General features: G+C 61.9%; 19 protein-coding genes. 12 read left to right on the top strand and 7 right to left on the bottom strand.

The annotated features are described in order from the left end of the window. Both KF691_10025 and ftsY read left to right on the top strand, forming a co-directional pair. Complete coding sequence (locus KF691_10025; GenBank protein ID MBX3389777.1) at positions 1-516, top strand: hypothetical protein; 516 nt, start codon at positions 1-3, stop codon at positions 514-516. Next, the gene (gene ftsY / locus KF691_10020) at positions 516-1,481 is read left to right on the top strand and encodes a signal recognition particle-docking protein FtsY (GenBank protein ID MBX3389776.1); all 966 of its coding nucleotides are present in this window, start codon (positions 516-518) and stop codon (positions 1,479-1,481) included. Before KF691_10025 ends, ftsY begins: the two co-directional genes overlap by 1 nt. Positions 1,482-1,637: 156 nt before the next feature. Here the strand turns inward: ftsY and KF691_10015 are convergent, their stop codons facing one another. Both KF691_10015 and KF691_10010 read right to left on the bottom strand, forming a co-directional pair. Then, a complete protein-coding gene (locus KF691_10015) occupies positions 1,638-3,392 on the bottom strand; it encodes a hypothetical protein (GenBank protein ID MBX3389775.1) in 1,755 nt (584 codons plus the stop codon). Positions 3,393-3,402: 10 nt separating this feature from the next. Further along, on the bottom strand, positions 3,403-4,863 hold the full coding sequence (locus KF691_10010; protein MBX3389774.1) for a magnesium chelatase: 1,461 nt from the start codon (positions 4,861-4,863) through the stop codon (positions 3,403-3,405). Positions 4,864-5,062: 199 nt separating this feature from the next. On the opposite strand from KF691_10010, the gene KF691_10005 reads away from it, so the two are divergent. Continuing rightward, positions 5,063-6,427: a pyridoxal-phosphate dependent enzyme gene (locus KF691_10005; GenBank protein ID MBX3389773.1), complete on the top strand. Its 1,365-nt coding sequence runs from the start codon at positions 5,063-5,065 to the stop codon at positions 6,425-6,427. Positions 6,428-6,573: 146 nt separating this feature from the next. Then, entirely contained in the window at positions 6,574-7,791 is a 1,218-nt protein-coding gene (locus tag KF691_10000; GenBank protein ID MBX3389772.1) for a cystathionine gamma-synthase, read from the top strand. A 325-nt stretch (positions 7,792-8,116) separates the two neighbouring features. Here the strand turns inward: KF691_10000 and KF691_09995 are convergent, their stop codons facing one another. Beyond that, positions 8,117-10,261: a hypothetical protein gene (locus KF691_09995; GenBank protein MBX3389771.1), complete on the bottom strand. Its 2,145-nt coding sequence runs from the start codon at positions 10,259-10,261 to the stop codon at positions 8,117-8,119. Between the two features lie 192 nt (positions 10,262-10,453). On the opposite strand from KF691_09995, the gene KF691_09990 reads away from it, so the two are divergent. Then, complete coding sequence (locus KF691_09990) at positions 10,454-13,486, top strand: FAD-binding oxidoreductase (protein MBX3389770.1); 3,033 nt, start codon at positions 10,454-10,456, stop codon at positions 13,484-13,486. A gap of 21 nt (positions 13,487-13,507) precedes the next feature. Here the strand turns inward: KF691_09990 and KF691_09985 are convergent, their stop codons facing one another. Beyond that, positions 13,508-13,744: a CDGSH iron-sulfur domain-containing protein gene (locus tag KF691_09985; protein MBX3389769.1), complete on the bottom strand. Its 237-nt coding sequence runs from the start codon at positions 13,742-13,744 to the stop codon at positions 13,508-13,510. Positions 13,745-13,886: 142 nt separating this feature from the next. On the opposite strand from KF691_09985, the gene KF691_09980 reads away from it, so the two are divergent. The 4 genes from KF691_09980 to KF691_09965 all read left to right on the top strand — a co-directional run bounded on the left by KF691_09980 (position 13,887) and on the right by KF691_09965 (position 18,203). Continuing rightward, positions 13,887-14,852 (top strand): hypothetical protein, encoded by a 966-nt coding sequence (locus tag KF691_09980; protein ID MBX3389768.1) that lies wholly within the window; start codon positions 13,887-13,889, stop codon positions 14,850-14,852. A 4-nt stretch (positions 14,853-14,856) separates the two neighbouring features. After that, positions 14,857-15,270 (top strand): metallopeptidase family protein, encoded by a 414-nt coding sequence (locus tag KF691_09975; protein MBX3389767.1) that lies wholly within the window; start codon positions 14,857-14,859, stop codon positions 15,268-15,270. A 116-nt stretch (positions 15,271-15,386) separates the two neighbouring features. Then, entirely contained in the window at positions 15,387-17,183 is a 1,797-nt protein-coding gene (locus KF691_09970; GenBank protein ID MBX3389766.1) for a S49 family peptidase, read from the top strand. Between the two features lie 15 nt (positions 17,184-17,198). Next, a complete protein-coding gene (locus KF691_09965; protein MBX3389765.1) occupies positions 17,199-18,203 on the top strand; it encodes an aldo/keto reductase in 1,005 nt (334 codons plus the stop codon). Between the two features lie 44 nt (positions 18,204-18,247). On the opposite strand, the gene KF691_09960 is transcribed toward KF691_09965, so the two are convergent. The 3 genes from KF691_09960 to pyrH all read right to left on the bottom strand — a co-directional run bounded on the left by KF691_09960 (position 18,248) and on the right by pyrH (position 21,005). Further along, on the bottom strand, positions 18,248-19,378 hold the full coding sequence (locus KF691_09960) for a hypothetical protein (protein MBX3389764.1): 1,131 nt from the start codon (positions 19,376-19,378) through the stop codon (positions 18,248-18,250). Between the two features lie 240 nt (positions 19,379-19,618). Beyond that, positions 19,619-20,188 (bottom strand): ribosome recycling factor, encoded by a 570-nt coding sequence (frr, locus tag KF691_09955; GenBank protein ID MBX3389763.1) that lies wholly within the window; start codon positions 20,186-20,188, stop codon positions 19,619-19,621. 43 nt (positions 20,189-20,231) lie between these two features. Further along, entirely contained in the window at positions 20,232-21,005 is a 774-nt protein-coding gene (gene pyrH / locus KF691_09950) for a UMP kinase (protein ID MBX3389762.1), read from the bottom strand. Between the two features lie 254 nt (positions 21,006-21,259). On the opposite strand from pyrH, the gene KF691_09945 reads away from it, so the two are divergent. The 3 genes from KF691_09945 to KF691_09935 are packed head-to-tail and all read left to right on the top strand — an operon-like array spanning position 21,260 to position 24,164. Further along, the gene (locus tag KF691_09945) at positions 21,260-22,237 is read left to right on the top strand and encodes a VWA domain-containing protein (GenBank protein ID MBX3389761.1); all 978 of its coding nucleotides are present in this window, start codon (positions 21,260-21,262) and stop codon (positions 22,235-22,237) included. Then, positions 22,234-23,418, top strand: a complete 1,185-nt coding sequence (locus KF691_09940) for a hypothetical protein (protein ID MBX3389760.1) — start codon at positions 22,234-22,236, stop codon at positions 23,416-23,418. Before KF691_09945 ends, KF691_09940 begins: the two co-directional genes overlap by 4 nt. Next, positions 23,418-24,164, top strand: coding sequence for a MotA/TolQ/ExbB proton channel family protein (locus KF691_09935; GenBank protein MBX3389759.1), 747 nt, complete (start codon positions 23,418-23,420; stop codon positions 24,162-24,164). The genes KF691_09940 and KF691_09935 overlap by 1 nt, the downstream gene beginning before the upstream one ends. The last annotated feature ends 2 nt before the right edge of the window (positions 24,165-24,166 follow it).

Genomic DNA, 24,166 nt, shown 5'->3' with positions numbered 1-24,166 from the left:
ATGGCCGAACAGTTGTTGATCCGCCGCCTGGCATTTCTCGCCCTTTTTCAGCTTGATGCTCGCGGCGATTTGACCGATGCGGAACTCGAATCGTCGGTGCTCCACGGCGACGATCCCAAAGTCGATGTCTCGACAATCGACCGCGGTTCGCAGCGCAAGGCATGGGAACTCGCGCGCGAGGCGTACGCCGACCGCAAGCGCTGCGACGACGTCATGAAGAATCTCGCGCCCGAGTGGCCGGCCTACCGGCAGGCCGCCGTGGATCGCGCGTTGCTCCGGCTGGCGCATTTCGAGATCCACAGCGAGCGCGTGCCCGCGCCGATCGCGATCGACGCCGCGGTCGAACTCGCGAAGGAATTCAGCACGGAGAAATCGCCCGGTTTCATCAACGCGCTGCTCGATCAGGCGGCAAAGAGGCTTGCTTCCAAGCAAGAGACCAAGGCCAAAAAGCCTTCGAAAGAATCCGACGCCGGGGCCGATGCTCAAGCCGATGAGGATTCGGAGACGGGCGGCTGATGGGGCTGTTTTCCGCGATCACGGCGAAGATCAAGGGCGGGCTCGCGAAGACGCGCGAGGTCTTCGTCACCGGCCTGAAGTCGCTCCTGCTCGGTCGGAAACTCGATGAAGCGACGATCCAGGAAATCCGAAGGCGCTTGATCGAAGCGGACGTGGGCGTCAAAACGACGGACCGCTTCGTCACCCACATCCAGGAGCAGTTCCGCGCGGGCAAGATCGACAAGGGAGATCAGGTTCTTGACTACCTCAAGTCCGAACTCCGCTCGATGTGGCCCCCCGAAGATCGCGAGCTGCGGCTCTCAAGCGCAAAGCCGACAGTAATTCTCGTGACGGGCGTGAACGGCGCGGGCAAAACGACGAGCATCAGCAAGCTCGCGAAACTGCTGCAATCACGGGGCAACAAGGTGATGCTCGGCGCGTGCGACACATTCCGCGCGGGCGCGGTGCGGCAGCTCGAGATCTGGGGAGAAAGGCTCGGGATCGACGTCGTGAAGGGGCAGCAGGGGGGAGATCCTGCCGCGGTCGCGTTCGATGCGTGCCAGGCGGCGAAATCGCGCGGCGCCGATGTCTTGATCATCGACACGGCCGGACGGCTCCAGACGCAGGACCCGCTGATGCGACAGCTCACGAAGATCCGCTTGGTGGTGGGGAAGCAGATCCCCGGCGCGCCGCACGAAGTGCTTCTCGTCCTCGATGCAACCGCGGGCCAGAATGCGCTGCGACAGGCGGAAGAGTTCGATCGCGCGATCGCGGGAGCCGGCGCGAATCAGCCCAAGCCGGCGGATGCGCTCGGCGTGACCGGCATCTTTCTCGCAAAGCTCGACGGCACGGCGAAGGGCGGAATCGTCGTCGCGATCAAGGAGGCGACGAAGATCCCCGTGAAGTTCATCGGAGTCGGCGAGACGCCGGACGATGTGCAGCCGTTCGAGCCGGAGAAGTTTGTGGATGCGCTGTTTGAGGAGTAGAAAAGACATTCACCACCGAGGCACGAAGACACAGAGAAAGCCACGGAAAAGGGGTTGGAAACATCCCTGAATGAGCTCTGCAGATTATTTTCCCAATCTGTTTCTTCACCGCTTCTTCTCTTCTCTGTGCCTTTGCGCCTCGGTGGTGAATGTCTCTCACCCGATGACCTTGCGTCGCTGGCTCACGTAATCCCATAAAACGAACCGGTCGAGGTCCTTGCCGCCGGTGAAGAAAACGCGCCCGCCCGTCGCCTGCGCCATTTTCTGCGCAAAGCGGATATCCTCGTGCGTCTGCGACCAACTCGGGAGCAGGAAGATGTTGATCGTGATGTTCTCTTTCGCGCAGAGGTTTGCTTCGCGCATCGTCGCTTCTTCGGTGCGCGGGTCGGGCGGGTAGAGCATGTAAAGCTCGCTGCCCTCGAAGTGCGCCGTCGGCAATCCGTCGGTGACAAGCATCACCTGGCGATTCGGCGTGTCCTGCGGCACGAGCAACTGCCGCGCGAGCTGCAATGCACGCTGAATGTTTGTGAAGTGCTGCGGCACGCGCGATTCGACCACTTCCGGATCGCCCATGTCCGCCTTCAATCGCACAACGGGGTTGTGGATGGAAACCATCTTCGGCATAAGCGTCGGGAGTTCGCTGGCCGGACGCACCTTCGCAAACGTGTACATCTCGATGATGCGCAGAAAATCGCCGGGGTATTCGGAACGGATCAGCCCATCGAGCGCCATGCCCATCCGCTTCACATCGACGTATTGCCCGCCGTAGCGCATCGAGCCCGACATGTCGAGCAGCACGCACGAGGCGCAGCGCGGGTTGTTCCGCGTGCGATGGATCTCGATGTCGGACAGATCGAGCCGGAGACGAGCGTGGGCCTTGCGGGTGCCTTGTTCTCGAGCCGAGCGCACCGCGGCGTTGATGAAGCTCCCCGGCGCGTCCATGTTGGCGATCGAGTCGCCGAATTCGTACGGCTTGGTGCGCGGCAGTTCGACCGCGCCCTCGCCGTAGATCGGACCGGTGTGCCTGCCCGAACGCGCCGCCTGCAATTCGCTGAAGATTTCCTGGAGCACGCGCGACTGAAAGATCTTCGTCGCCTTGGGGGTCAGCGAGAGCCCGCGCTTGGATTGCTCGACTCCTTGACGTTCCATTTCCTGGTGCAGGTAGTCTTCGACCTGGCGCTGCAGGTCGTTGATGTTCTCGATGTCCTGCGATTGGGCGAATTGAGCGAGTTCTTCGAGGTCGATGATCGCGAGCTGCGAGTTCTTCATCGCCTCACGCAGTTGCGCGAGCAGGCGGTCGATCGTTTCGAGTTCTTCCTTCAGTTCGAGCGCGCGCTCCACATCCGTCTTTTCGCGACCCGTAAACGCGTATTTCCCCGCGAGATGTTCGAGCTGGTACTTGTCTCCGAGCGCGGAAGTGATCCGCATCAGGTCCTGAGCGAACGGCGAGTTGTCGTCCCCCTGCATGCTCCACAGGCGTTCGAGATCGCGGATCTGCTCCGACCTCGCGAACCTCTCGAAGTCCGATCGAAACCGCGAAGGCGGACGCGCTTGCTCGAGCGTCTTGCGGTATTCACCGGCGGCGGCCTTCCGAGCAGAATCGGTTTCGTACGTCTCGAGGATCCGCTGCTTCCGTTCTTCCAGCATCGCGATGAGCGAATCCAGGCTCGGTCCGAGCCTGGGAAACATACTCGGATCAAGCCGGATCGCGTTCGCAAGTTCTTCCGGCGTCAGGTCACGCGTCGAGCCGTGCGCGAGCATGTGCTCCATCGCGGCAGACGCCAGGTCAGGCGGCTCGGCGGTCGGCGAAGGAAAATTCTTCGGGTCGTAGCCGAGATACGTGTGGATGAGTCCGGGGGCAGTATCCCCACGATTGCTGCCGCTGGCGGATGATGGGCTGCCGGAGTTCATCTGTGATCGCTCAGGTTTCGAACGTGATCTTGCCGTGGCGCTGCGAGCGGCTGATCCGGTCCGCGGCATAAAGCCCGCTCAACACAAACTCGACGCAGCTCGCACGGACCGCCGCATCGCTCGAAGCGTTCACTTCAAACGCCTTGTCCCACACCGGCGGCACGCGCTTCAACAGCTTTTCGTAGTGCGAACTCGGCAGCATGTCGCCCACTTCGATCTTCACGCCCTTGGCGAAGATCTCGCCGATCTCGGCAAGGCCGTGCTCGCTCACATATTCGCCGAACACGGTCTTGATCGCCTCGGCGGCGATGGCATCGAGCACCTGACGCTCGGACAACTGATGGCTCCCCATCATGTCGAGTTCGAGTTTCCCCGTCGCGGCAGTATGGAAATGAGAGAGGTCGCTGATCCGGGGCACCGCCGGCCGCTCGTTCAATCGGATCGCTCGCTGACGCGCCGAAGCGATCATCGTGCGATACATCGCGATGCTGAGTCGCGCGGAAACCCCGGAAGCGTGGTCGACAAACTTGCTCTTGCGTGCCGCAATCGAGATCTGCTCGACGATCTCTTTCATGAACGGGGGCACGATGACCGGGTATTCGCCGCCCAAATATCCGCCGACATTGCCGCCATCGCCCTTGGCGGCTTCCTGCTCCATGATCTCGATGCCGAGTTCGCGTTCGAGCGGATAGTGCGTCTGGATGACGCTGCCGATGCGGTCCTTGAGCTGCGGGATGACCTTGCCCGAGCGGTTGTACGTGCTCGGGTTCGCCGAAAACAACACGACGATGTCGAGATCAAACTTGATCGGGTAGCCGCGGATCTGCACGTCGCGTTCTTCGAGAATATTGAAGAGGCCGACCTGAACGAGATCGTCGAGGTCGGGCAGTTCGTTCATCGCGAAGATGCCGCGGTGCATGCGGGGGATGAGGCCGAAGTGGAGCGATTCTTCAACGGACATGCTCGCGCCCGAGGCGAGTTTGCCGGGGTCGATCTCGCCGACGACATCCGCGAACTTTGTTCCGGGTGCGAGCCGCTCGGCGTAGCGCTCCTCGCGGGGCCACCAGGCGATCGGCGCGTTCTCGCCGTGCTCGGCGAGGAAAGCTCTTCCGACGGAAGTGATCGGGCGGTCCGGGTCCTCGTGGACCGGCGAGCCGCCGCGGAAGCTCGCGGGGATATCGAGATACGGAATCGCGGGGTCGAGAAACCGGGAGAGCTGCCTCATCAGACGGCTCTTGGCCTGACCCTTTTCTCCCAGAAAGAGCATGTCGTGTCCGGCGAGGATCGCGTTGATGATCTCGGGGATGACGGTGCTGTCGAACCCGACGATGCCGGGAAAAAGCGTGTCGCCGGAACGAAGCGCGCAGGTCAAGTTCGCGGCAAGCTCGGATTTGACCGTCCGCGACTTCCAGCCCGAGGCTCGGAGTGCTTTCAGAGATTTCGCGCGGGTTTGGGATGCTGCGGTGCTCATGGCTTTCAAAGGTTCTCGATGCACAGGTATTGTTGGATGCGGCTAAACACCATTTCGATGCGTGATTTCCCGAGGACTCGCAACAGAGGCGGGGCAAACGCGACGTTCGCACGACCGACCACCGGGAAAATTCCGGCGTATCGTCGGCAAACCCCGAATCACTCTTGCCGCTCATTTTTGCTAAGGTGAACGCACTCCCATGCAAGCAAACATTCTCGAAGCTGTCGGCAATACTCCCCTCGTTCGGCTGAACAAAGTCGTCGGCCCCGATTCCGCCACCGTGCTGGTCAAGTGCGAGTACATGAACCCGACCGGTTCGATCAAGGACCGCATGGCGGTGCATATCCTCAACGAAAGCGAGAAGCAGGGCCTGATCAAGCCCGGCGCCACCATCGTCGAGAACACCAGCGGAAATACGGGGCAGGGCGTCGCGATGTGGGCGGCGGTGCGCGGCTACCGGTGCGTCTTCACGATGCCGGACAAGATGAGCCTCGAGAAAGTGAACATGCTCAAGGCCTTCGGCGCCGAGGTGGTGATCACGCCGACCGATGTCCCAGGCGATTCACCCCAGCACTACGTCGAGACCGCCAAGCGCATCGCCCGCGAGACCCCCGGCGCGTTCTACGTGAACCAGTATCACAACCCGCTGAATATCGATGCGCACATGCTCTCGACGGGGCCGGAGATCTGGAAGCAAACCGGCGGCAAGGTGGACGCGGTCGTTTCGGGCGCGGGCACGGGCGGCACAATCTCGGGGATCGGTCGCTATTTTAAAAAGAACCATCCGCACGTGCGCATCGTCGGGGTCGATCCGATCGGCAGCGTGCACTATCACTATTTTTACACCAAGACGATGCCGACGCCTCATGTGTACAAGGTGGAAGGAATCGGCGAAGACATCCTCTGCGACGCCATGGACTACAGCGTCGTCGATGAGTTCCACCAGACCAACGACAAGGAAGCGTTCACGATGGCGCGCCGCTTGGTGCGTGAGGAAGGTCTCTTCTGCGGCGGTTCCTCCGGTTGTAATGTCCACATCGCGGTGAAAATCGCCAAGCAACTCGGCCCGGGCAAGACGGTTGTCACCCTGCTTCCTGATTCGGCGACGCGCTACACGACCAAATTCCTGAACGATGCCTGGATGAAGGACTACGGGTTTCTCGGCAGCGACCGCGATATGGGACTGGTCGAGGATGTTCTCAAGGGGCGTCAGGTCCAGATCATCACGGCGAAGGAAACGGACTCGATCGAGTCGGTGATCGCGCTGCTGAAGAAACACGGTGTTTCGCAGGTGCCGATCGTGGACGACAAGGGCCGGCCGCACGCGATCGTCGCGGAAGTGGACATCTTGCGCGGGCTCCAGGACGGTCACGCGCAGATGTCGTCGCCGGTGAAGGTGGTCTCGCAGCGCATCGGCGGGCTGATCTATCCCAAGGCGCGCATCGAAGAGCTGTACCGCATCTTCGAGACCAACCAGGTCGCGATCGTCGTGGACAACGAGAAGATCGTCGGTGTCGTCAGCCAGATCGACGTGATCGATTTCATGAGCAAGAAGGGGCGATAAGTCCGTTCAGAAGAGCAGAGGGAGAACGCGGAGTTGCGGAGGGTGCGGAGTTTCGCGGAGAGATGAGAATTGATTTCGCTCATTGAATTCTCCGCGTATCTCCGCCTTCTCCGCGACTCCGCGTTCTCTCAAATTTGAGCACACATATGTCGAATGAATCCCACCGTTTCGGAACCAACTGCATCCACGCCGGGCAGGAGCCCGACCCGACCACCGGCGCGATCATGACGCCGGTCTACATGACGAGCACGTTTGTGCAGAAATCGCCGGGCGTCTTCAAGGACGGATACGACTACGCGCGGAGCAAGAACCCGACGCGCCAGGCGCTCGAAGACAACCTCGCGGCACTCGAAGGGGGCAAAGTCGGCCTCGCGTTCTCGAGCGGCCTTGCCGCGATGGACTGCGTGCTCCACCAGTTGCGCGCGGGCGATCACGTCGTGCTTTCTGATGATGTCTACGGCGGCTCGTTCCGCCAGATGGACAAGGTCTTCCGGCACATGAACATGTCGTACACGCGGGTGGACATGACAAGGCTCGAAGAGGTCGAGCGCGCAATGACGCCCAAGACCCGCGCGGTCTGGCTCGAAACACCCAGCAACCCGATGCTCAAGGTGATCGACATCGCGGGCGTGCGGAAACTGGTCGATAGCGCGAAAGTGAGCGACCACGGGAACACGGACAAGTCGCTCGGGCCGCTCGGTACGCCCCTCGCAAAGCCGCTGCTCGTCGTCGATAACACCTTCGCCTCTCCGTATCTGCAGAATCCGCTCGCGCACGGCGCGGATGTCGTGCTGCACTCGTGCACCAAGTACATCGGCGGCCACAGCGACATGGTCGCCGGCGCGATCGTGACCAAAACCGAAGAACTGGGCGAGCGCTTGAAATATGTTCAGAACGCGGTGGGGGCGGTGCCCGGCGCAATGGACTGCTTCCTCATGCTCCGCAGCACCAAGACGCTCCACCTGCGCATGCTGCGTCACTGCGAGAACGCGCTCAAGATCGCCCAGTGGCTCGAGAATCACGCGAAGATCGAGAAGGTGATCTATCCCGGCCTCGCCAGCCACCCGCAGCACGCCCTCGCGAAGAAACAGATGCGAAACGGCTTCGGCGGCATGATCTCGTGCGTCGTCAAGGGCGGCCTGGAACCCTCGCGCAAGGTACTCGAGAAAACCAAACTCTTCTCGCTCGCCGAATCGCTCGGAGGCGTCGAAAGCCTCATCGAACATCCGGCGATCATGACGCACGCGAGCGTGCCCGCTCCGGCCCGGGCGATCCTTGGCATCGCGGACGGTCTGATCCGGCTGAGCGTCGGCTGCGAGGATGTCGAGGACCTGATGGCCGACATCGAGCAGGCCTTGGCGTGACCTCACGGCTCATCGGCGTGCTTCTGGTCTGAGGGTGGCTCTGTCCTCCCCGCACGCCTCCGGGCCGCCTGGAGCCCTTCCGGGAGGCCGTCTTGTGCCACGCCTTCGGCCTGCCGCCTCAGAGCCGGATTCCCCAGATATTCAACCCCGCGTGAGGAAGGTGCATTCTGGGTTTCTGGCTATCGCCGAACTGGGGGGGGAGTGGGGGAGTTGGGGGAGGAGAGAAAGGAGAGAGAAGAAGAGAAAAGAAAAGAAGAGAAGGGAATCGCCGGAATCCCAGACACTGATGGCCCTCACACAGGGCTGACATTCTGGGAGCGGCCGTTCACTCCACGTTCAACTCGCTGATGTACTTGGCAAGGTCGTCCTGCATCGAGCGCAGTTTTTCCTTGCTCTGGATGTTTTCGGCTCCGATCTGTTCGCCCTGGGTTTCCTGCTCGCCCAGCTTCTTCATGTATCGCGCGTAAAGATCGCTGTTGCGGTCGATGGTCCGCATGTTCTCGCGCGTACGGTTCTGGTCGTCGCTGGTCCGCTTCCACTCGGCATCGAGGTCCGCGATGCGGCGTTCGAGCGACTTGATCGCGCTCTGCCGCTTCGCGACTTCGCGAAAGGCTTCAAGAACCTGAGGAGAAGCTTTCCCTTCCTGTTGCCACGCGACGATGGAGCGGTCGTCGTAGGAGTTGAGCGCGAGTGTCGAGGTGCCGGCGGTTTCCTGCACGACCTTGAACTCTTTCGACTCGCCGGGCTTGAGTTCCACTTCGAACCGGTAGAGCGAACCGGTTTCACTGGTGGGCTTGGACGGGTTGGCGAGCTTGTATCCGCCGAGGCGCATCTGCTCGAGAATGACGGTGCGGCTTGCCTTCTCGTCTTTGTTGCGCAGTTTGTACGTTGTGGTTTGCGTCGCGTTGGTGCGGAGCTCGAAACTGCCGCGGACGATGCGCAGTCGCTTGATATCCGAAGTCGCCGATTCATCCGTGGTCGCCGGGACTTCGAGGTCGGTGGCGTAGGAGATGAGGCGCGAGTCGCCCGGGCCGATCTGCTCGATCATCGAATCGCCTGCGTAGACACCGGAGTCATAGACGGCAACAGGGCCAGGCAGAAGTTGCAGGTCGGTGGAATTGGTCAGTTCCATGCCGCGCATCGGGTAGCGAGTCTGATTGGAAGGACCGGGCGAGAGGATGCTGACGCGACGTGCTTTCACATCAGCGCCGACGATCGGGATCATCGCGGAACTCTGGCGGGCGATCGTCGTTGGAGTGCTGACGTCGTAGTGGAAGACTTCGCCCGTCACTGTGCCCGAAGCGCCCGAGGCCATCGAATCCGCCATCGACTCGGAGCTCAATTGGGCCCAGCCAGTTGCGGCCGCGTCTACGGCGGGCGCCGCCGGAGCGTCGGCAAATCCGTAGTTGCGTGCATCGCCCGACTTCGACTTTGCCGCCGCCGCCGACAGCTGTCGCCCCGCGACCTTTTTCTCATCCTTTGACCCCGCACTGGCAAGCCGATCGACTTCCTCTTCATACAGCCGAGGCAGCATCCCTCCGACCGAAGGTACCGCGACCGAGGGGCGGTACGCAAAGAGCGGCTCCTGCAAGTCCATCGTGAAACTGACGGGGCGCCCGGAGACCAGCGACAACTGCACGTCGGTCCAATCCTCATCCGTCGTGTTTTCGATGATCGCCCAGCCGCTCAGTCGTGTCTTGGCGTCATCGCCGAGCAGCACGCGGTACGAGGCTTTCCACACCGGCGATTCGTGCGTGTACATCAGCGCGACCTTGCGATCGCCCTTGCCCGTGAACGAGACATCGAGCGATCGGCTCTGTTCTCGGCGCTGCTGCGCGATCGCCGCGAGCGCCTTGGTGAGTTCGGATTGAAGCTCGGGATCGGTCAGTTCAATCGTGCGAGCCTCGAAGAGATTCACGGAGTGAATGCCGCTTTTCCCAACGATGTTCAGAAACGGAACCTGGATTGTTTTCCGGGCATTGCCGCTGGCTTCCTCGCGCATCTCGCTGCCGAGAATTGTGCCAGTGACGGTGCCGTTCGCCGTCGCGATCTTCACTTCGGCGCCGCGCAGCCGACCGAGAAGCGTTCCCATGGAAGGGTCATCGCCCAGGTTGATTCCGAACGCCGCCAGCCTCCGTGCCAGCGGCGCATTGCTCGCGTACGAAACGCCGCGGATGGTGCCGTTTCCGGAAAGATCGGCGGCAACAAGCGACTTCAGCACATCGTTCACCTGCGCGTTGTCGAATCGCAGATTCAGAGTTGCATCACCGGAGACCGTGCCGGAGCGCTCGAACGAAGCCACGCCCGATCGGTAGAGCGTGATGCGGGTGATCGGGAGCGAAACCTCAGGGGCGTTTCTCGATTCTGCTGTGCCGACCGCTTCACTTCCTGCGATCGCCCGCGGCGAAGGAAGTGCGCAGCAAAGCCCCGAGACGAGCGTAAGAACAAGTGCGGCATTCAATTTCGACATGGTTCACTCCGTTTCACTGTGCGCCGCACATAGAGCGCATGGACTCTTCGTTGGGTTCATCAGTCGAATAACTCTGACAACAGAACGATGGGCGCACCCCTCCAGCAATCGTGCCGCGAACGCCGATCCGTATAGTGCGGCGTGTCGCGTTCACTCTGGCCGAACTTCCGGCCTTTGCGGGATGTATCGGCAATGAGCAGCCTTCCGGTTCTGAACAACCAATCCCGCCCGCCGATCGCGCGATCGTGGTCTGCGCCGTTGCCTTCGCCCGACTTCGATCGCGACACGATCGCCCGCGCGCTCGCTTCCGCGGTCGAGGGCGAAGTGCGCTTTGGCTTGCACGATCGGCTTCTCTACGCGACCGACGCCTCGCTCTACCAGGTCGAGCCGCTGGGAGTGTTCATCCCGGCGAGCACCGACGATGCGGTTCGCGGCGTCCGATTCTGCCTCGAGCGCAATCTCCCGATATTGCCGCGGGGAGGCGGAACTTCGCTCGCGGGGCAGTGCACGAATCGAGCGGTGGTCATCGACTTTTCGAGTCGGTGCAATCGGCTGCTCGAAGTGGATGCCGCGGCATTGTCGTGCCGGGTCGAGCCGGGAATCACACCCGATGACCTGAACGAGAAGATCGCATCGACCGGGCTCTTTTTCGCGCCCGATCCCGCGACATCGAAACACGCGAACGTCGGGGGGCTCATAGGCAACAACGCAGCGGGCGCGCGCTCGATCCTGTACGGACGAACCTCGGAGAATCTGCTCGAGGTCGATGCCTGTCTTGCGGATGGATTTGTCGCGCGGCTCGAAGCGGGAGCCGCGTCGCGCCACGAGCACATCGGGCGGTTGACGCGGCGCATCGTCGATGTCGTCTTGCGGAACAGGAACTTGATTCGCGAGCGATTCCCGAAAACCGTTCGGCGTAACGCGGGGTACAACCTCGATCTCATCCTCAATCAAATCGAGAAGGCAAACGGAGATCTCGACGGGGTCAATCTTGCGCACCTGCTCGCGGGCAGCGAGGGCACGCTCGCGGTGATGCTCGGCGCGCAGCTCAAGCTGCACCCGCGCCCGAAATTCAAGGGTCTCGCGCTCCTGAGTTTCTCCGATCTTGATCCCGCGATCGAAGCGACGGTGCCGATCCTGACAACCGGTCCCTCGGCGGTCGAACTGCTCGACGACACGGTGATCGATCTGGCGCGCGCGAACATCGAGTATCGAAAATATGTCGAGTTGATGCCAAAGCCGGTGCAAGGCGAACTGCGCGCGGTGCTGTATGTCGAGTACTACGGCAACCACAAGGAGGAGCTCAACGAACGGTTCAGCGCACTGCGCAGGCTCTTCCCCACGGTCGCGATGAAGGAAGTTGTGGACGGCGCCGCGATGGCGAGCGCCTGGAAACTTCGAAAAGCCGGCGAGCCGCTGCTCCACGGTGTGCCCGGTCACCGAAAACCGATCACGTTCATCGAAGACAACGCGGTGCCGGTGGAGCATCTCGTCGAGTTCGTTCACAAGCTCCGCCAGATCGTGACGAGGCACGGAACCCGCGCGGCCTACTGGGCGCACGCATCGGTCGGCGTGCTGCATGTTCGGCCGCTCATCGACATCCACGATGAAGAAGATCGCAGGCGCATGCAGGCGATCGCCGTCGAGGCGGCGGACCTTGCGAAGAGTCTTGGCGGCGTGATGTCGGGTGAGCACGGCGATGGAAGAGTGCGCGGTCCTTTGCTCGAGCGCTTCTACGGGCCCGAACTCATGCACGCGATGCGCGAGATCAAGGAGGTCTTCGATCCGCGCAATCTCTTGAATCCCGGGAACATCGTGGAGCCGCGGCCGATCGAGTCGATCGCGGCGAATCTGCGCATCGAGCCCGCGGGCAAACCGGCGCCGATTCCGGATGTCAGCACGTTCTTCGAGTACGAAGATCAGCACGGTTTCGGCGGCGCGGTCGAGATGTGCAACGGGTCGGGTGTTTGCCGCAAGAAATCCGGAGGGACCATGTGCCCGTCGTACATGGGCACGCTCGATGAGAGACACAGCACGCGCGGGCGGGGCAACGCGCTGCGCCTGGCGATCAGCGGCCAACTCTCGGGAGGGGGAAGCGAGCCGGCGTGGAACGATGCCGAGACGATCGAGACGCTGGACCTGTGTCTCTCGTGCAAGGCGTGCAAGACCGAGTGTCCCAGCAACGTGGACATCGCGCGATTGAAAGCGGAATACACCGGTCAGCGATACCGACAGAATGGATATGCGCCGCTGAAGGCGATGCTGCTCGGGCATTTCCGGCCGCTTGCAAAGCTCGGGTCGATGACGCATGGCATCGCAAACCGGATGAACAATTCGGCGATCGGGCGCGCGGTCATCAACGGCGTGATGGGGTTTCATCCTCGGCGAACGGTGCCGCCGTTTTCGGCGAGCCTCAAGAAAAGGTTCGGGAGAACGAATCACGCGAAGCAGGATCGTCCGACCGTCGCGCTCTTTGGCGATTGCTTCACGATGTATCTTGATTCAGGAATCGGCGCTTCGGCCAAGCGCGTGTACGAGCGTCTGGGCTATCGGGTCGTGCTCGCGGATGCGGGATGCTGCGGCAGAACGCTTATCTCAACGGGGCTGCTCGAAGACGCGACGACTCAGATCGATCGCACCATCGAAAAGCTTCGTCCGCTCGCGGAAGATCCGTCGATCCGGGCGATCCTCGTGATCGAGCCCTCGTGCCTTTCCGCGATCAAGGACGACTGGCTTCAACTGAAGCTTCAGAGCACGTTTGACCTGCGGAAGCGGATCGCGTCGAAGTGTTTTCTTGCGGAGGAGTTTTTCGCGAAGGAAGCCAAGACGCATCCGAATCAGAAAGCGATCGCCCATGCCACGGCGGTCGCGGCGAGCGAGACTTCACCCGTTGTTCTGCACGGACACTGTCACCAAAAGGCGCTCTGGGGCGCCGAGTCGAGTGGGGCGGCACTCAAGTTGCTCGCGGGCGCTCGCGTGAAAACGCTCGAGACCGGGTGCTGCGGCATGGCGGGATCGTTCGGCTACGCCAAGGACAAGTTCGATCTGTCGATGAGGATTTGCGAGCTGTCGCTGGCGCCGGCAGTTCGCGCGGCGAAAGCCGCGGATTCGGGCACGCCGATTTGTGCGCCCGGCACTTCTTGCCGGCATCAGATCTACGACGCGACGGAGCAACACGCGATCCACCCGATCGAACTCATTGAGCGGTGGATGAACGGTGGTTGAGCGCTGGATGATCGTGTCGCGTCAGGCTTCGCTTTCGGGAATGGAATCGATCACGGCCTTGGTTACCGGGTCATAGGTATAAAGCCTGCCCGGTTCCTCGCGGCATGACTTGTGTGTGCCGTCGCAAAGCGGGAATTTGCTGGACAGGCCGCACGCGCAGACGAAAATCGTTTTCAGGTTGCCGTGCTCATCTCTCGGCCAGGTTGCCGGGTCGATCTTGATTGGACCTGTCTGCTCGTGCCGGACCAGCCTTGCCATGCGAATCTCCCGGGATTTCAATGCTAGGGTTCGAACTTTGCATTACACTTCCGTTCGGATTTCGACAAGGACACAATACGACTTCCGGCGTTGAGCGGGGCAGGAAAAGGCGCGTCGGGAAGTGCGGAGGCATCGGACAGCCTTGGAAAGCACGTTTGATTCGAATCAGTCCGCCGCGTTTGATGCGGTGCCGGACGGCCAGCCCTTGCTTGCCAAGGAACTGACCGGCGATCTGCGCTGCGCGCGCTGCAAGTACAACTTGCGTGGACTTTCGATCCGGGCGAGGTGCCCCGAGTGCGGGATGTCGATCCGCGGCACGATTCTCGCCAAGGTCGATCCACACGCCACCGAGCTTCAGCCGATCTACTTTCCGCGCCTGACATCGATCGGGCTTTTGGCGTGGCCTCTTTGCGGGCTGTTTGCGGCGCTGTGCATCTGGTGCGTCCGAGCCTCGGAGCTTGCGGGGCGGCCGGCTCCGGGCTGGGTGTCGGATGCCGCGGTGATCGCGACGCTGCTCTCGGGTCTCGGTGCGATCGCACTGATCAAGCCGCACGCCCAGATCGCAGCGGACGGCATCGCCCGTGCGGTGGTCGGCGTGCTGCTGTATCTGCCGCTGGCGCTGGCGTACCACATCGTGCTCACACGCATCGATGCGGTTTCGCCCACGCCGTTTCTCGCGCTTGGTCAGTTGAGCGTCGAACGATCGGCCGTTCGGCTCATCTGTGATTTGCTGCTGATGATCATCATTGCGTGCCTGAGGCCGAACGCCCGCCTCTTTGTCCATCGATCGATGCTGCTTCGTTCGGGCAAGGTGGATCGCCAGACGATGCTGGCAATGGTCGGGGCGCTCGGGGTGGTTGCGATCGGAGATTCCATACACCTCGTCGGGACGCAGTTGAGCGGCGGGCTCGAGCAGATCGCGCAGGTTCTCGGGACGGTTCTCATTGCGGTCGGATCGATGTTTCTCACGGTCGGAATTGCGGGGGTCGTGGTGGACATCACTCGCATCATCCCCGCCGTGCTCAGCCCGCCCATCTCGCTCGAATCGGTGACCGATGGACAGTTCTCTGGTTCCATTCTGAGCACGTCCAGCTCGCGCGTATCCTGAACCTGTGTTGAATTCCCGCGACCGCGATCGGTTTGATGCGCTTCTCGAGGAGGCGATTTCTCAGCTTCCTCCCGCGCTCCACAAACTCCTTGACGAGGTTCCGGTGGTCGCGCTCGACCGCCCGACGCCGGAGATGCTCCGGGAGTTCGGCTTGGACCCGGCAAGCGAGGAGGACGCGACTTCGCTGTGCGGCCTGCATTCCGGCGTTGCGAACACGGACAAATCGGTCGAGCGCTCCGGCGACATGCCTTCGGATATCCACATTTTTCGCGAGGGGATCATCGGGCTCGCGGGAGGATTCGATCAGCCCGAGGCCGACGACGTGATCTACGAAGAAATCATGATCACGCTGCTTCACGAAATCGGTCACCAATTCGGGCTGGACGAGGACGACCTCGAGCGTCTCGGCTACGGATGAAATGAGCGGCATCGTGCCAAGGGATCGATCGCGAGCGATTCTTTTTCATTGGACGCAGAGAGAGGGGCGGCACCGGACCGCCAAAGATTCGTCACGCACCGCAAAGGGAGTTGCTCATGGCTTTTGCACATCGTTCGGTCCGCGTCCTTCTCGCCGCTGCGCTCGCCGGTTCCATGTTTTCCGGCGCGTTCGCGCTCGGCGGAGGCGCCGACTCCAAGGGAAGAATCGGCAACTTGGAGATCAAGGGCGCTCCCCCGGCTCGCTCGAGCCCGATGTCGTTCTTCGGCGCAAAGAGCGGGTCCACACTCCGCGAACTCGTCGACGCGATCGACTCGGCCGTCGACCGAGACGATGTGGCGGCGGTGCTGATCCGTCTCAAAGACGCCAAGCTGACGATGTCGCAGACCGAAGAACTCGGTGCGGCGATCAAGCGGGTGCGTGCGAAGGGCAAGCGGGTATCGGTCTTCAGCGAGAGCTACGACGCGACCGATCTGCTTCTTGGAAGCTACGCGGACGAGATCATCATTCAGAAAGCCGGCCCGGTTTCCCTGCCCGGCATGCACATGGAAGAGATGTTCCTTGCGGACACGCTCGGGTGGGCGGGCCTGAAGGCGGATCTGGTTCAGATCGGCGAGTACAAAGGCGCCAACGAGCAGATGACGCGGAGCTCGCCCAGCAAGCCGTGGAGCGAGAACATCGATCAGTTGCTCGACAGTCTCTACGCCAATCAGCGAGCGGTCATCAAAGAAGGCCGCTCGATGGACGACGCGAAACTGGACGCGGCGATGAAAAAGGCGTGGATGGCGGATTCGGAGGACGCGATCTCGGTCGGGCTCGTTGATTCGCAGCTCGACCTGCCCGACCTGCTCAAGCACGTTGCATCCAAGAGCGGGCTTGACTCGCAGAAGACCGTCAATCTCGTCGCGGCGCGGGACGAGGTCGATCTGGCTTCGGCCAATCCCTTTACGATTCTCTCGACGATCATGAAGCCGCAGAAGCGGGAGATCACTCAGGATTCCATCGCGATCCTGCACATTGACGGAACAATCGTCGATGGCGACTCCAAGGCCGGGTTCAGCGGCGATCGCAGCGTCGGCAGCCGCACGGTCCGCAACGCGCTCGAGGACATTCTCGATGAGGACCTGGTCAAAGGCGTGATCGTCCGGATTGATTCTCCCGGCGGCAGCGCGGTCGCGAGCGAGGTCATCTGGCAGGGCCTCAAGCGCGTCGCGGCCAAGAAGCCGGTGTGGATCAGCGTCGGCGGCATGGCGGCCAGCGGCGGTTACTACATCGCCAGCGCCGGTCAGAGGGCTTATGTGAACCCTTCGAGTATCGTCGGCAGCATCGGCGTCGTCGGGGGCAAGATCAGCCTGGGCGGGCTTTACGACCATCTGAAAGTGCACGTGACCAGCCGCTCGCGCGGCCCGATGGCGGGGATGTTTGACTCCACGACGCCGTGGACCGACGAGCAGCTCGGGCTCGTGCGCGCGAAGATGACCGAGACATTCGATTTGTTCAAGAAGCGGGTCGCGGAGGGGCGGCACGGAATCGATCTGTCGAAGACCGCGGGCGGGTGGCTATTCGCCGGGCAGAAGTCGATCGATTTGAAAATGGCTGACAAGGTGGGAGGGCTGCGGGATGCGCTCGATGATCTCAGCAAGCAACTCAATCTCGAGACGTACGAGGTTGTCGACTACCCCGAACCTCCATCCTTTGCGGACATGATCGAGAATGCCTTTGGCTCGGCGGAAGCGCCGGCGACGCCGAGTGCGCTCGCGGAATTGCGACGGATCGGAACGAGCGTTGTCGGAGAGCGCGCCTGGAGTCAGATTTCAGAGGCCATGGACGGCTTGCTCCAACTCCGGCGTGAACCGGTGCTCCTGATGCACCCCGGGATCCTCATTTTCAAATAAACGGAGGAGCGCGAATTGCGTTACCGCACTGTCGGGAAAACCGGAATCAAGGTCTCGGAAATCGGGTTCGGCTGCTGGACCATGGGTGGTCCGAACTGGTCCACATCCAACGGACAACCGATCGGCTGGGCGGACGTCAACGAGGATGAGATCCGCGATGGCATCAAGGTCGGACTCGATGCCGGCGTGAACCACTGGGACAATGCGGACGTTTACGGAAACGGGCGCGCGGAGCGCACGCTCGGCAATTGCTTTCGAAAACTCGGCGTGAAGCGGCAGGATCAGGTCATCGCGACCAAGGTTGGTCACTTCAAGGGAACTGCCGCGAACGCGTACGAGCCGTCAAACATCCGGCACCAGTGCGAACAGTCGCTTCGCAACCTGCAGACCGACGTCATCGACATTTACTACTTCCATCACGGAACGTTTGTCGGTCCGACCGTGGACGGGCGCGAGCACGACTATTTGCAGGAGGCGGCGGACACGATGCGTGCGCTCGTTAAAGAGGGCAAGGTGAGGGCGGTGGGGCAGAGCGCGTACACCGAAGAGGACTTTGAACGCGCCATCCCCGTCGTACGGCCGGATGTTCTCCAGAACAAGGCGAACATGCGCTACGACCAATTCATCCGTCCGGGGGCGAAGGTGCCCGCTCTGATGGAGAAGTACGGGTCCACGTTCGTCGGATTCGGGCCGCTGGATCAGGGAATCCTGCTCGACAAGTTTGATCCCGACAACCCGCCCAAGTTCGCCGAGGGCGACTATCGGAACAACCGCAAGGACATGCTTCCGGAGGCGCTGCGGGAACTCAAGCCGAAAATGGCGAAGCTCAAGGAGCGATTCGGCAATTCGGTCGAATCGCTCTCTTCCGCGGCGTGCCGCTTCGTGCTCGCTCATCCACACGTATGCAGCACGATTCCGGGATTCCGCAACTCTCGACAGGCGGCCTGCAACCTCAAGGGCGCATCCGATCCCGCGATGACTTCCGAAGATCTCGGCTTCTGCCGCGAGCTCTTCAAATAGTGGCTTGCATGGGCTGCGCGCCTGATCGAGGTTCGGGAGGCGGCTCAGCGCCGGCGACGGCTGGCCCCGAGAAGCCCAATGGCGCTCAGCAAGACAACACCGCCGGGTGCGGGAACTTGCCGATCGGCGCTCGAGGACGACTTCGGACTTGATCCGGTCGCGGGCATCATTCCAAAGTCATTGGGGATGTACGCCGCGACGTACGGGTTGCCCCATTCGCCGTGATACTGATTGGTGCCGGAGCCGCCGCCGCCACCTTGCGATCCCGAATCGGGAATGAGCGCGAGCACGACGTTGGTGAGGCCCCATTCCGGCGATTCTTTGCTCGAGAGCCCCCGCGCAAAGAATTCGATGCGGATGTCGTCGGTTCCGTTTTCGGCCGCGGCATTTGTGCGGTTGAAGCGGTAGGTCAGGCGGTAGACGGTCGCGGTTTGACCGTCGGAGGTGCTGAAAGATTCCACCGCCTGGTAACCCGCTTCGAAATTCGAACGGCCGACGGTGTCCGGATAAGCCTGCATGGTCCCGGGAGCGGTCGCAAAGTTCGTTTCGGTGAGTGTCGGACCATCGACCACGCGGACGCCGAACACCTCGGGAGCGCCGTTTCCGGTGGTGTTCCCGCGCCAGTTTCCCAACGCGAGCACGTCAAACTGGATGATGTAGTCGCCGTTCTGAGGAGCCTGAGATACGGTCAGCGTCGTCGAGCCGTTCCCGATCGTGCCCAGGAATCGACGGCCCTGCTTGGCCTGTTGCACATCGCCGTACGACCACTCGTCGCGCAGTGTTTCCTGAAGGGGAGAATCGAAATCAGACCTGTAGATCACGCGGCAGGCGTCGTCCGCCGTGCCCCGCTGCAAGACGATATTGGCGTCGAAGCTGTTCGTCGGCGCGATGCCTCCAAGTCCGGCCGGACCCGGGTTGAACGGCTCGAGGGTTGCGGCTTCAAGCTGAGGAGAGAGCGTCGGCGACAGGATCACGAGCGCTCCCGGCAGGTGCGCGCCGTAGTTGCCGGTATTGATGGCATCCACGCGCCGGGAAATCCGGCTATTGATCTTGTTGGAAATCGCCGGGTCGGAGAGCGAGCCCAACGCTTCGCTTGTTGCGAATGCAGAAATCGACACGAGCGCGGCGATCGCGCCGGCGCCGAAGCGCCTGGTTTCACGTATAACGGGTGTCATCCCTTTTTCCCCTTCCCTGAAGCTCGGTCGGCTGCACCGAAACGGAAGCGCACCCCCGACCGCTCTTCGAGACTCTCGTAGTCAGTCTCACAATGCCATGCGCAGACGAACTTTGCAAGGTTCCCTGCGCGCGGTCCGCAAGTTCAAGATTCTTGTGTCGTCATAAACAGAAAACGCCCTGCATTTGCAGGGCGTTTGTCGAATAACTTCCGTGAAAGCGGTTCCAAGTCCGCATGGATATCAAACGGTCTGAATCTCCTTGACCTTTTCTTCCACGCGGTTGTCGATCTCGTCCTCGTACTTCTTGAGCAGGTTCTGGATTTCTTCCTTCAGCGTCTCGATCTCGTCTTCGGGAAAGTGCGCTCCGGCCTGCTTGGACAATCCCTCGGCGTGCTTGTTGGCGTCGCGCCGGACATTGCGTATCGCCGTCTTCTGCTCTTCGCCCATTTTCTTGACCTTGGCCGACAATTGCGTGCGCCGTTCGGACGAGAGCGCCGGGATGATCAGGCGGATCTGTTTTCCTTCCACCTGAGGATTCAGGCCCAGGCCCGAAGCCTCGATCGCCTGCTTGATCGCGCCGACGGATCCGGCATCGAACGGCTTGATGAGGAGCTGCGATGGCTCGGGAACACTGATTGCCGCGAGGCTCTTCAGGTCGGTCATCGTGCCGTAATAGTCCGCCTTGATGAAATCGACCATTGCCGGGCTGGCGCGCCCCGTCCGGATGCCACGGATCTCGCTCTTGAGGTACTCGAGCGCCTTGGACATCGATTCTTCAGTTTCGAGCAGGATGGTGTCTGGGTCGCTCATTGGTGTTCACTCCGGAATGCCCGATCGTAGCGAATCCGCGTGTCTACCGCACGGTCACAAGCGTGCCGACCTGTTCGCCCCTGATCACGCGCGCAATATTTCCGCTCTTATTGAAGTCGAATACGAGAACCGGAATTTCGTGCTCCTGACACATCGCCAGCGCCGTCATGTCCATGATCTTCAGTTGCTTTGCCAGAGCGTCAGCAAAGGAGAGCGTCTCGAATCGCTTGGCGGTTGCGTCTTTTTTCGGGTCGGCGGTGTAGACGCCGTCTACTTTGGTCGCCTTCAGCAGAATCTCGCATTCCAGTTCCGTCGCGCGCAGCGCGGCGCAGGTGTCGGTCGTAAAGAACGGGTTGCCGGTGCCCGCCGCCAGGATGACGACCCGACCCTTTTCCATGTGGCGCAGCGCACGCCCCCGGATGAACGGCTCGGCGACCGCGCGTATCTCGATCGCCGACATCACGCGGCACTCGTTGCCCAGCTCCTTGAGTTTCTCTTTGAGGGCGAGCGCGTTGATCACCGTGCCCAGCATGCCCATATGGTCGGCTGTCGCCTGGTGAATGTGTCCGGCTTCGGCCAGTTGCGCCCCGCGGATGATGTTGCCTCCTCCGACAACCACCGCGATCTGAGTTCCGAGCTTGGCGGCTTCGCGGATCTCGTTCGCGATCCAGTGCAATTCTTCCGAGCCGATCCCGAATCCGCCGGGCTTGCAGAAAGACTCGCCGCTCAGTTTGAGCAGCACTCGCTTGTATTTCCCCGAGCCGCCTGACCCGGTCCCTGCGCCTGTCACTTTGCGGGGCGCTTCCTTGATTGGCATCGTCGCTCCTTGATCGTTCGAACCGGGCATTGAAACCGAAGGGGCTTCGCGCGTCAACCTTGCGCGGCCCTTGTGGTCCTCGAAGTCGAGTTTTTCTTGACTTTGGGCGATCTTCCGATGCCGATTCTTGCCTCGAAAGCAACCAATCGCTCTGGTTTGTGGAACAGTCAGGAGCCTGGGCCAGTCGCGGGAAGGCGGCCTTGGTGCTGTACCCCCACAGGCGGAAGCTTCCGGTGAAGCCATAATTCCATTCCATGGAGCAGGTCTTCGATCCAGAATCAGAACTGACGACTGCTGACGGAGCCGTTGCGGCCGAGCCGACATCCCACCTGGTGTTCCGGCTCGCTCGCCGGGCGCTGCTCGTCGGGCTGATCTTGTCGCTGCTCTTTCACTTTGTCGGGTTGCTGATCTCTTCACGCGTGTTCTACGGAATCGGTGGCACAGCTTCAGCCGGTCCGGACGAACCGCCGGGGCTTGCGCTGATGCGAGGGCCCGAGTTGAGCGACCTGATGGCGGGTTCGATCGAGATCTCGACGCCGTCGTCCGGCGACCTTGCGTCGGAACTTCGGGAGATGAGCCCGGAGCAACCGCTCGATGTGCCGCGTGATCCATCGCTGGCTCAAACCGAGAATCTGGAATCGGGCGCTCTCTCGGGCGCGGGGAACGTGTCCGCCAACGAGGCGATGGGGGACGGTCTGGGCCTAGGAGGAGGCGGCGGCGGCGCCTCGTTTTTCGGTGTCGAGGCCACGGGCAGTCGGTTTGTCTTCATTGTCGATGTGTCGGGGTCCATGAGCGTCGGCGGCAAGATCGACGCTCTCCGCGCTCAACTCGTCCGCTCGATTCAGAATCTTGTCGAGACATCAACCTTTGCGGTCTTCACGTTTTCTGACGATGCCACGCCGCTCGGGAACGCGCGCGACTGGTCGCAGGCGATCGAGGAGAGAAAGCGCTGGGCACGACGGTGCATCGCCGGATTGAATCCGCGCGGCGGGACGATCCCGATCAACGCATTCCGCGCCGCGTTCAAACTGCGGCCGAGGCCCGACGCGATTTATTTCATGACCGACGGAGAATTTGACGCTTCGGTGGCGGATGAGATCGCGCGGATGAATTCTCCTCGAATCCCGATTCACTGCATCGCCTTCATGAGCCGCGAGTCCGAGCTGCAGATGCGCCGTATCGCGACCCAGTCCAGGGGGACCTACACCTTCATCTCCGGAGCAAGGCCATGATTCGGTCGTTGCTGCTGCTCGTGACGTGCGGAGCGACCGCATTCGGAGCCCGCGCCGAGGATTCGTTCGCCCAGCTCCGTAGCGGCGCCCGCATGGCGATCTCCGATGTTTCGCCCGCAGGAGTCACAATCGCTGAAGAGCGGGGTCGGCCGAGCCGGGTCGAGTCCCTGTCGCAGGTTCGAGCGGTGACGGGTCCTCTTGCTCTGAAGTTTGAAGAGCAGCGCGCGCTCGCAACAGACCTTTGGCGCGCGAGCGCGAGATTGAGCCGGGAAGACGAAGGGGGCGCCGAACCGCTGTTCGAAAAGCTGTGGACACGCACCAGCGGCGTCTCTGGCCCCACGCGTGCCGAGGTCGCATCCGGGCTCGCCGCCTGCCGGGCGCATCGCGGAGCGTTCGCGACCGCCGTGGAACCCTGGACCGAATGGGTGCGGCAGGCTGGTCAAGTTTCGCCTGAGCAACTTGCCATCCAGCGATCCCGACTCGGCATTTCTGAAGGCTCCGGAATCTGGATTGAAGCGATGCCGCCAATCTGGACAGATTCGACGGCGGTACGGGGGCTGGCGGCCCAAGCGGTCGTGCCTTCGGGAAAGCCCGTCACGCATCCAACAGGCGATGACCTGGTGCTGATCTACACGGTCGCGGCCCGGCGCGACACCGGACAGGCATGGGGACTGGACCCTTCCTCTGCCCTCAAGGATCCCGGATGGGCGAACTTGGCCGGAGAGATGGTACTTGCTGAATCGGAGGATCCGATGGTTCGAGCGGAGGCGCGACAGCGGCTTTCGTCGCGCCTGGCATCCGATGTGCCGATGTGGAAGCAGATTTGGATTCGCCTTGCGCTTGGGAGATCGCTGCTACTCGAGCCGGGCGCCGACGAACGGCGCTCGGGCATACTCAATCTTTTCTGGATCGCGTCGCGCCCCGCGGATTCCCTGCCGCTCGGCGCGGGAGTATCGCTGGCTCTGGTCAGCGCCGCGCACGGACTTGTCGTGCTTTCTGATTTTGAAGGCGCGCGTGCGGTTCTCGAAGATCTCGAGCGGCGCTTCGTCGGCGATGTCATTCTGGATTCTCCGGGAGTTGCGGCGGTCCGTCGCGCTCTTGCGCAGGTTTCAGCCGGATCGCCGGCCGCCCCCGTTTCAGCCCCGACCCCAACCCCGGATTCGTCCGCGAAGGAGCCGTGATGACATTGTTCGGAGGATTTCCCTTCACTCTGGCTGAGGCCGCGGCCGGCGCCTCGCGCCGCTCACTGCTCGAGTACATCCAGGCCGGCGGATTAATCGGCTACCTGCTGGTGTTGCTCTCGATTGTGGCGGTGGCGCTGCTGATCGCGCATCTTCTGAAGGTGCGCATGTCGGTGATGGCGCCGACCGAAGTGGTGCTCGGGCTCGAGGAACGGCTCCAACGCGCCGACACTGCCGGGGCGATCGAATTCTGCAGGCGAGACGAGAACAAGAGCTTCCTGGCCAATACCTTCGCGGCCGCGCTCACGAGATGTTCCCGCTCCAGTTTCGGGCTTCTTGAGTTGCGAACAGCGCTCGAAGATTCCGGGACGAAAGAGGTTGAAAAGCTGATCCGTACTACCGATGGCATCGCCATCATCGCGGCCATCGGTCCGATGATGGGGCTTTTGGGCACCACGATCGGCATGATCGGGGCGTTCGCGACGATCGGCCAGCTCGAGGGCGCCGCTCGCTCGAACGAACTATCAAACTACATGTCGCTCGCACTTGTGACGACGGCGCAGGGGCTGCTCGTGGCGATTCCCTGCACGGTGCTGTACACGATCCTTCGCCGGCGCGTCGAAAGGCTTGCCGCCGCTGTTGGCGAAATCGTGGAAGACCTCGCGGCGACGCTGAGCACCCCGGGCTCTGAGAGACGGTCTCCGCGAATCGCGAGCGAAAACCCCGAACCCGTGGAAGTCGCCTGATC

Source organism: Phycisphaeraceae bacterium (genome assembly GCA_019636555.1).
Taxonomy (GTDB): Bacteria; Planctomycetota; Phycisphaerae; order Phycisphaerales; family UBA1924; genus JAFEBO01.
The sequence above is the reverse complement of the archived record's forward strand: the minus strand, read 5'-3'. Positions and strand labels throughout refer to the sequence as shown.

Coding starts and splice junctions, on each gene's coding strand:
- KF691_10025 (MBX3389777.1), top strand. CDS start 1: ATGGCCGAACAGTTGTTGATCCGCCGCCTGGCATTTCTCGCCCTTTTT.
- ftsY (MBX3389776.1), top strand. CDS start 516: ATGGGGCTGTTTTCCGCGATCACGGCGAAGATCAAGGGCGGGCTCGCG.
- KF691_10015 (MBX3389775.1), bottom strand. CDS start 3,392: ATGAACTCCGGCAGCCCATCATCCGCCAGCGGCAGCAATCGTGGGGAT.
- KF691_10010 (MBX3389774.1), bottom strand. CDS start 4,863: ATGAGCACCGCAGCATCCCAAACCCGCGCGAAATCTCTGAAAGCACTC.
- KF691_10005 (MBX3389773.1), top strand. CDS start 5,063: ATGCAAGCAAACATTCTCGAAGCTGTCGGCAATACTCCCCTCGTTCGG.
- KF691_10000 (MBX3389772.1), top strand. CDS start 6,574: ATGTCGAATGAATCCCACCGTTTCGGAACCAACTGCATCCACGCCGGG.
- KF691_09995 (MBX3389771.1), bottom strand. CDS start 10,261: ATGTCGAAATTGAATGCCGCACTTGTTCTTACGCTCGTCTCGGGGCTT.
- KF691_09990 (MBX3389770.1), top strand. CDS start 10,454: ATGAGCAGCCTTCCGGTTCTGAACAACCAATCCCGCCCGCCGATCGCG.
- KF691_09985 (MBX3389769.1), bottom strand. CDS start 13,744: ATGGCAAGGCTGGTCCGGCACGAGCAGACAGGTCCAATCAAGATCGAC.
- KF691_09970 (MBX3389766.1), top strand. CDS start 15,387: ATGGCTTTTGCACATCGTTCGGTCCGCGTCCTTCTCGCCGCTGCGCTC.
- KF691_09960 (MBX3389764.1), bottom strand. CDS start 19,378: ATGACACCCGTTATACGTGAAACCAGGCGCTTCGGCGCCGGCGCGATC.
- frr (MBX3389763.1), bottom strand. CDS start 20,188: ATGAGCGACCCAGACACCATCCTGCTCGAAACTGAAGAATCGATGTCC.
- pyrH (MBX3389762.1), bottom strand. CDS start 21,005: ATGCCAATCAAGGAAGCGCCCCGCAAAGTGACAGGCGCAGGGACCGGG.
- KF691_09945 (MBX3389761.1), top strand. CDS start 21,260: ATGGAGCAGGTCTTCGATCCAGAATCAGAACTGACGACTGCTGACGGA.
- KF691_09940 (MBX3389760.1), top strand. CDS start 22,234: ATGATTCGGTCGTTGCTGCTGCTCGTGACGTGCGGAGCGACCGCATTC.
- KF691_09935 (MBX3389759.1), top strand. CDS start 23,418: ATGACATTGTTCGGAGGATTTCCCTTCACTCTGGCTGAGGCCGCGGCC.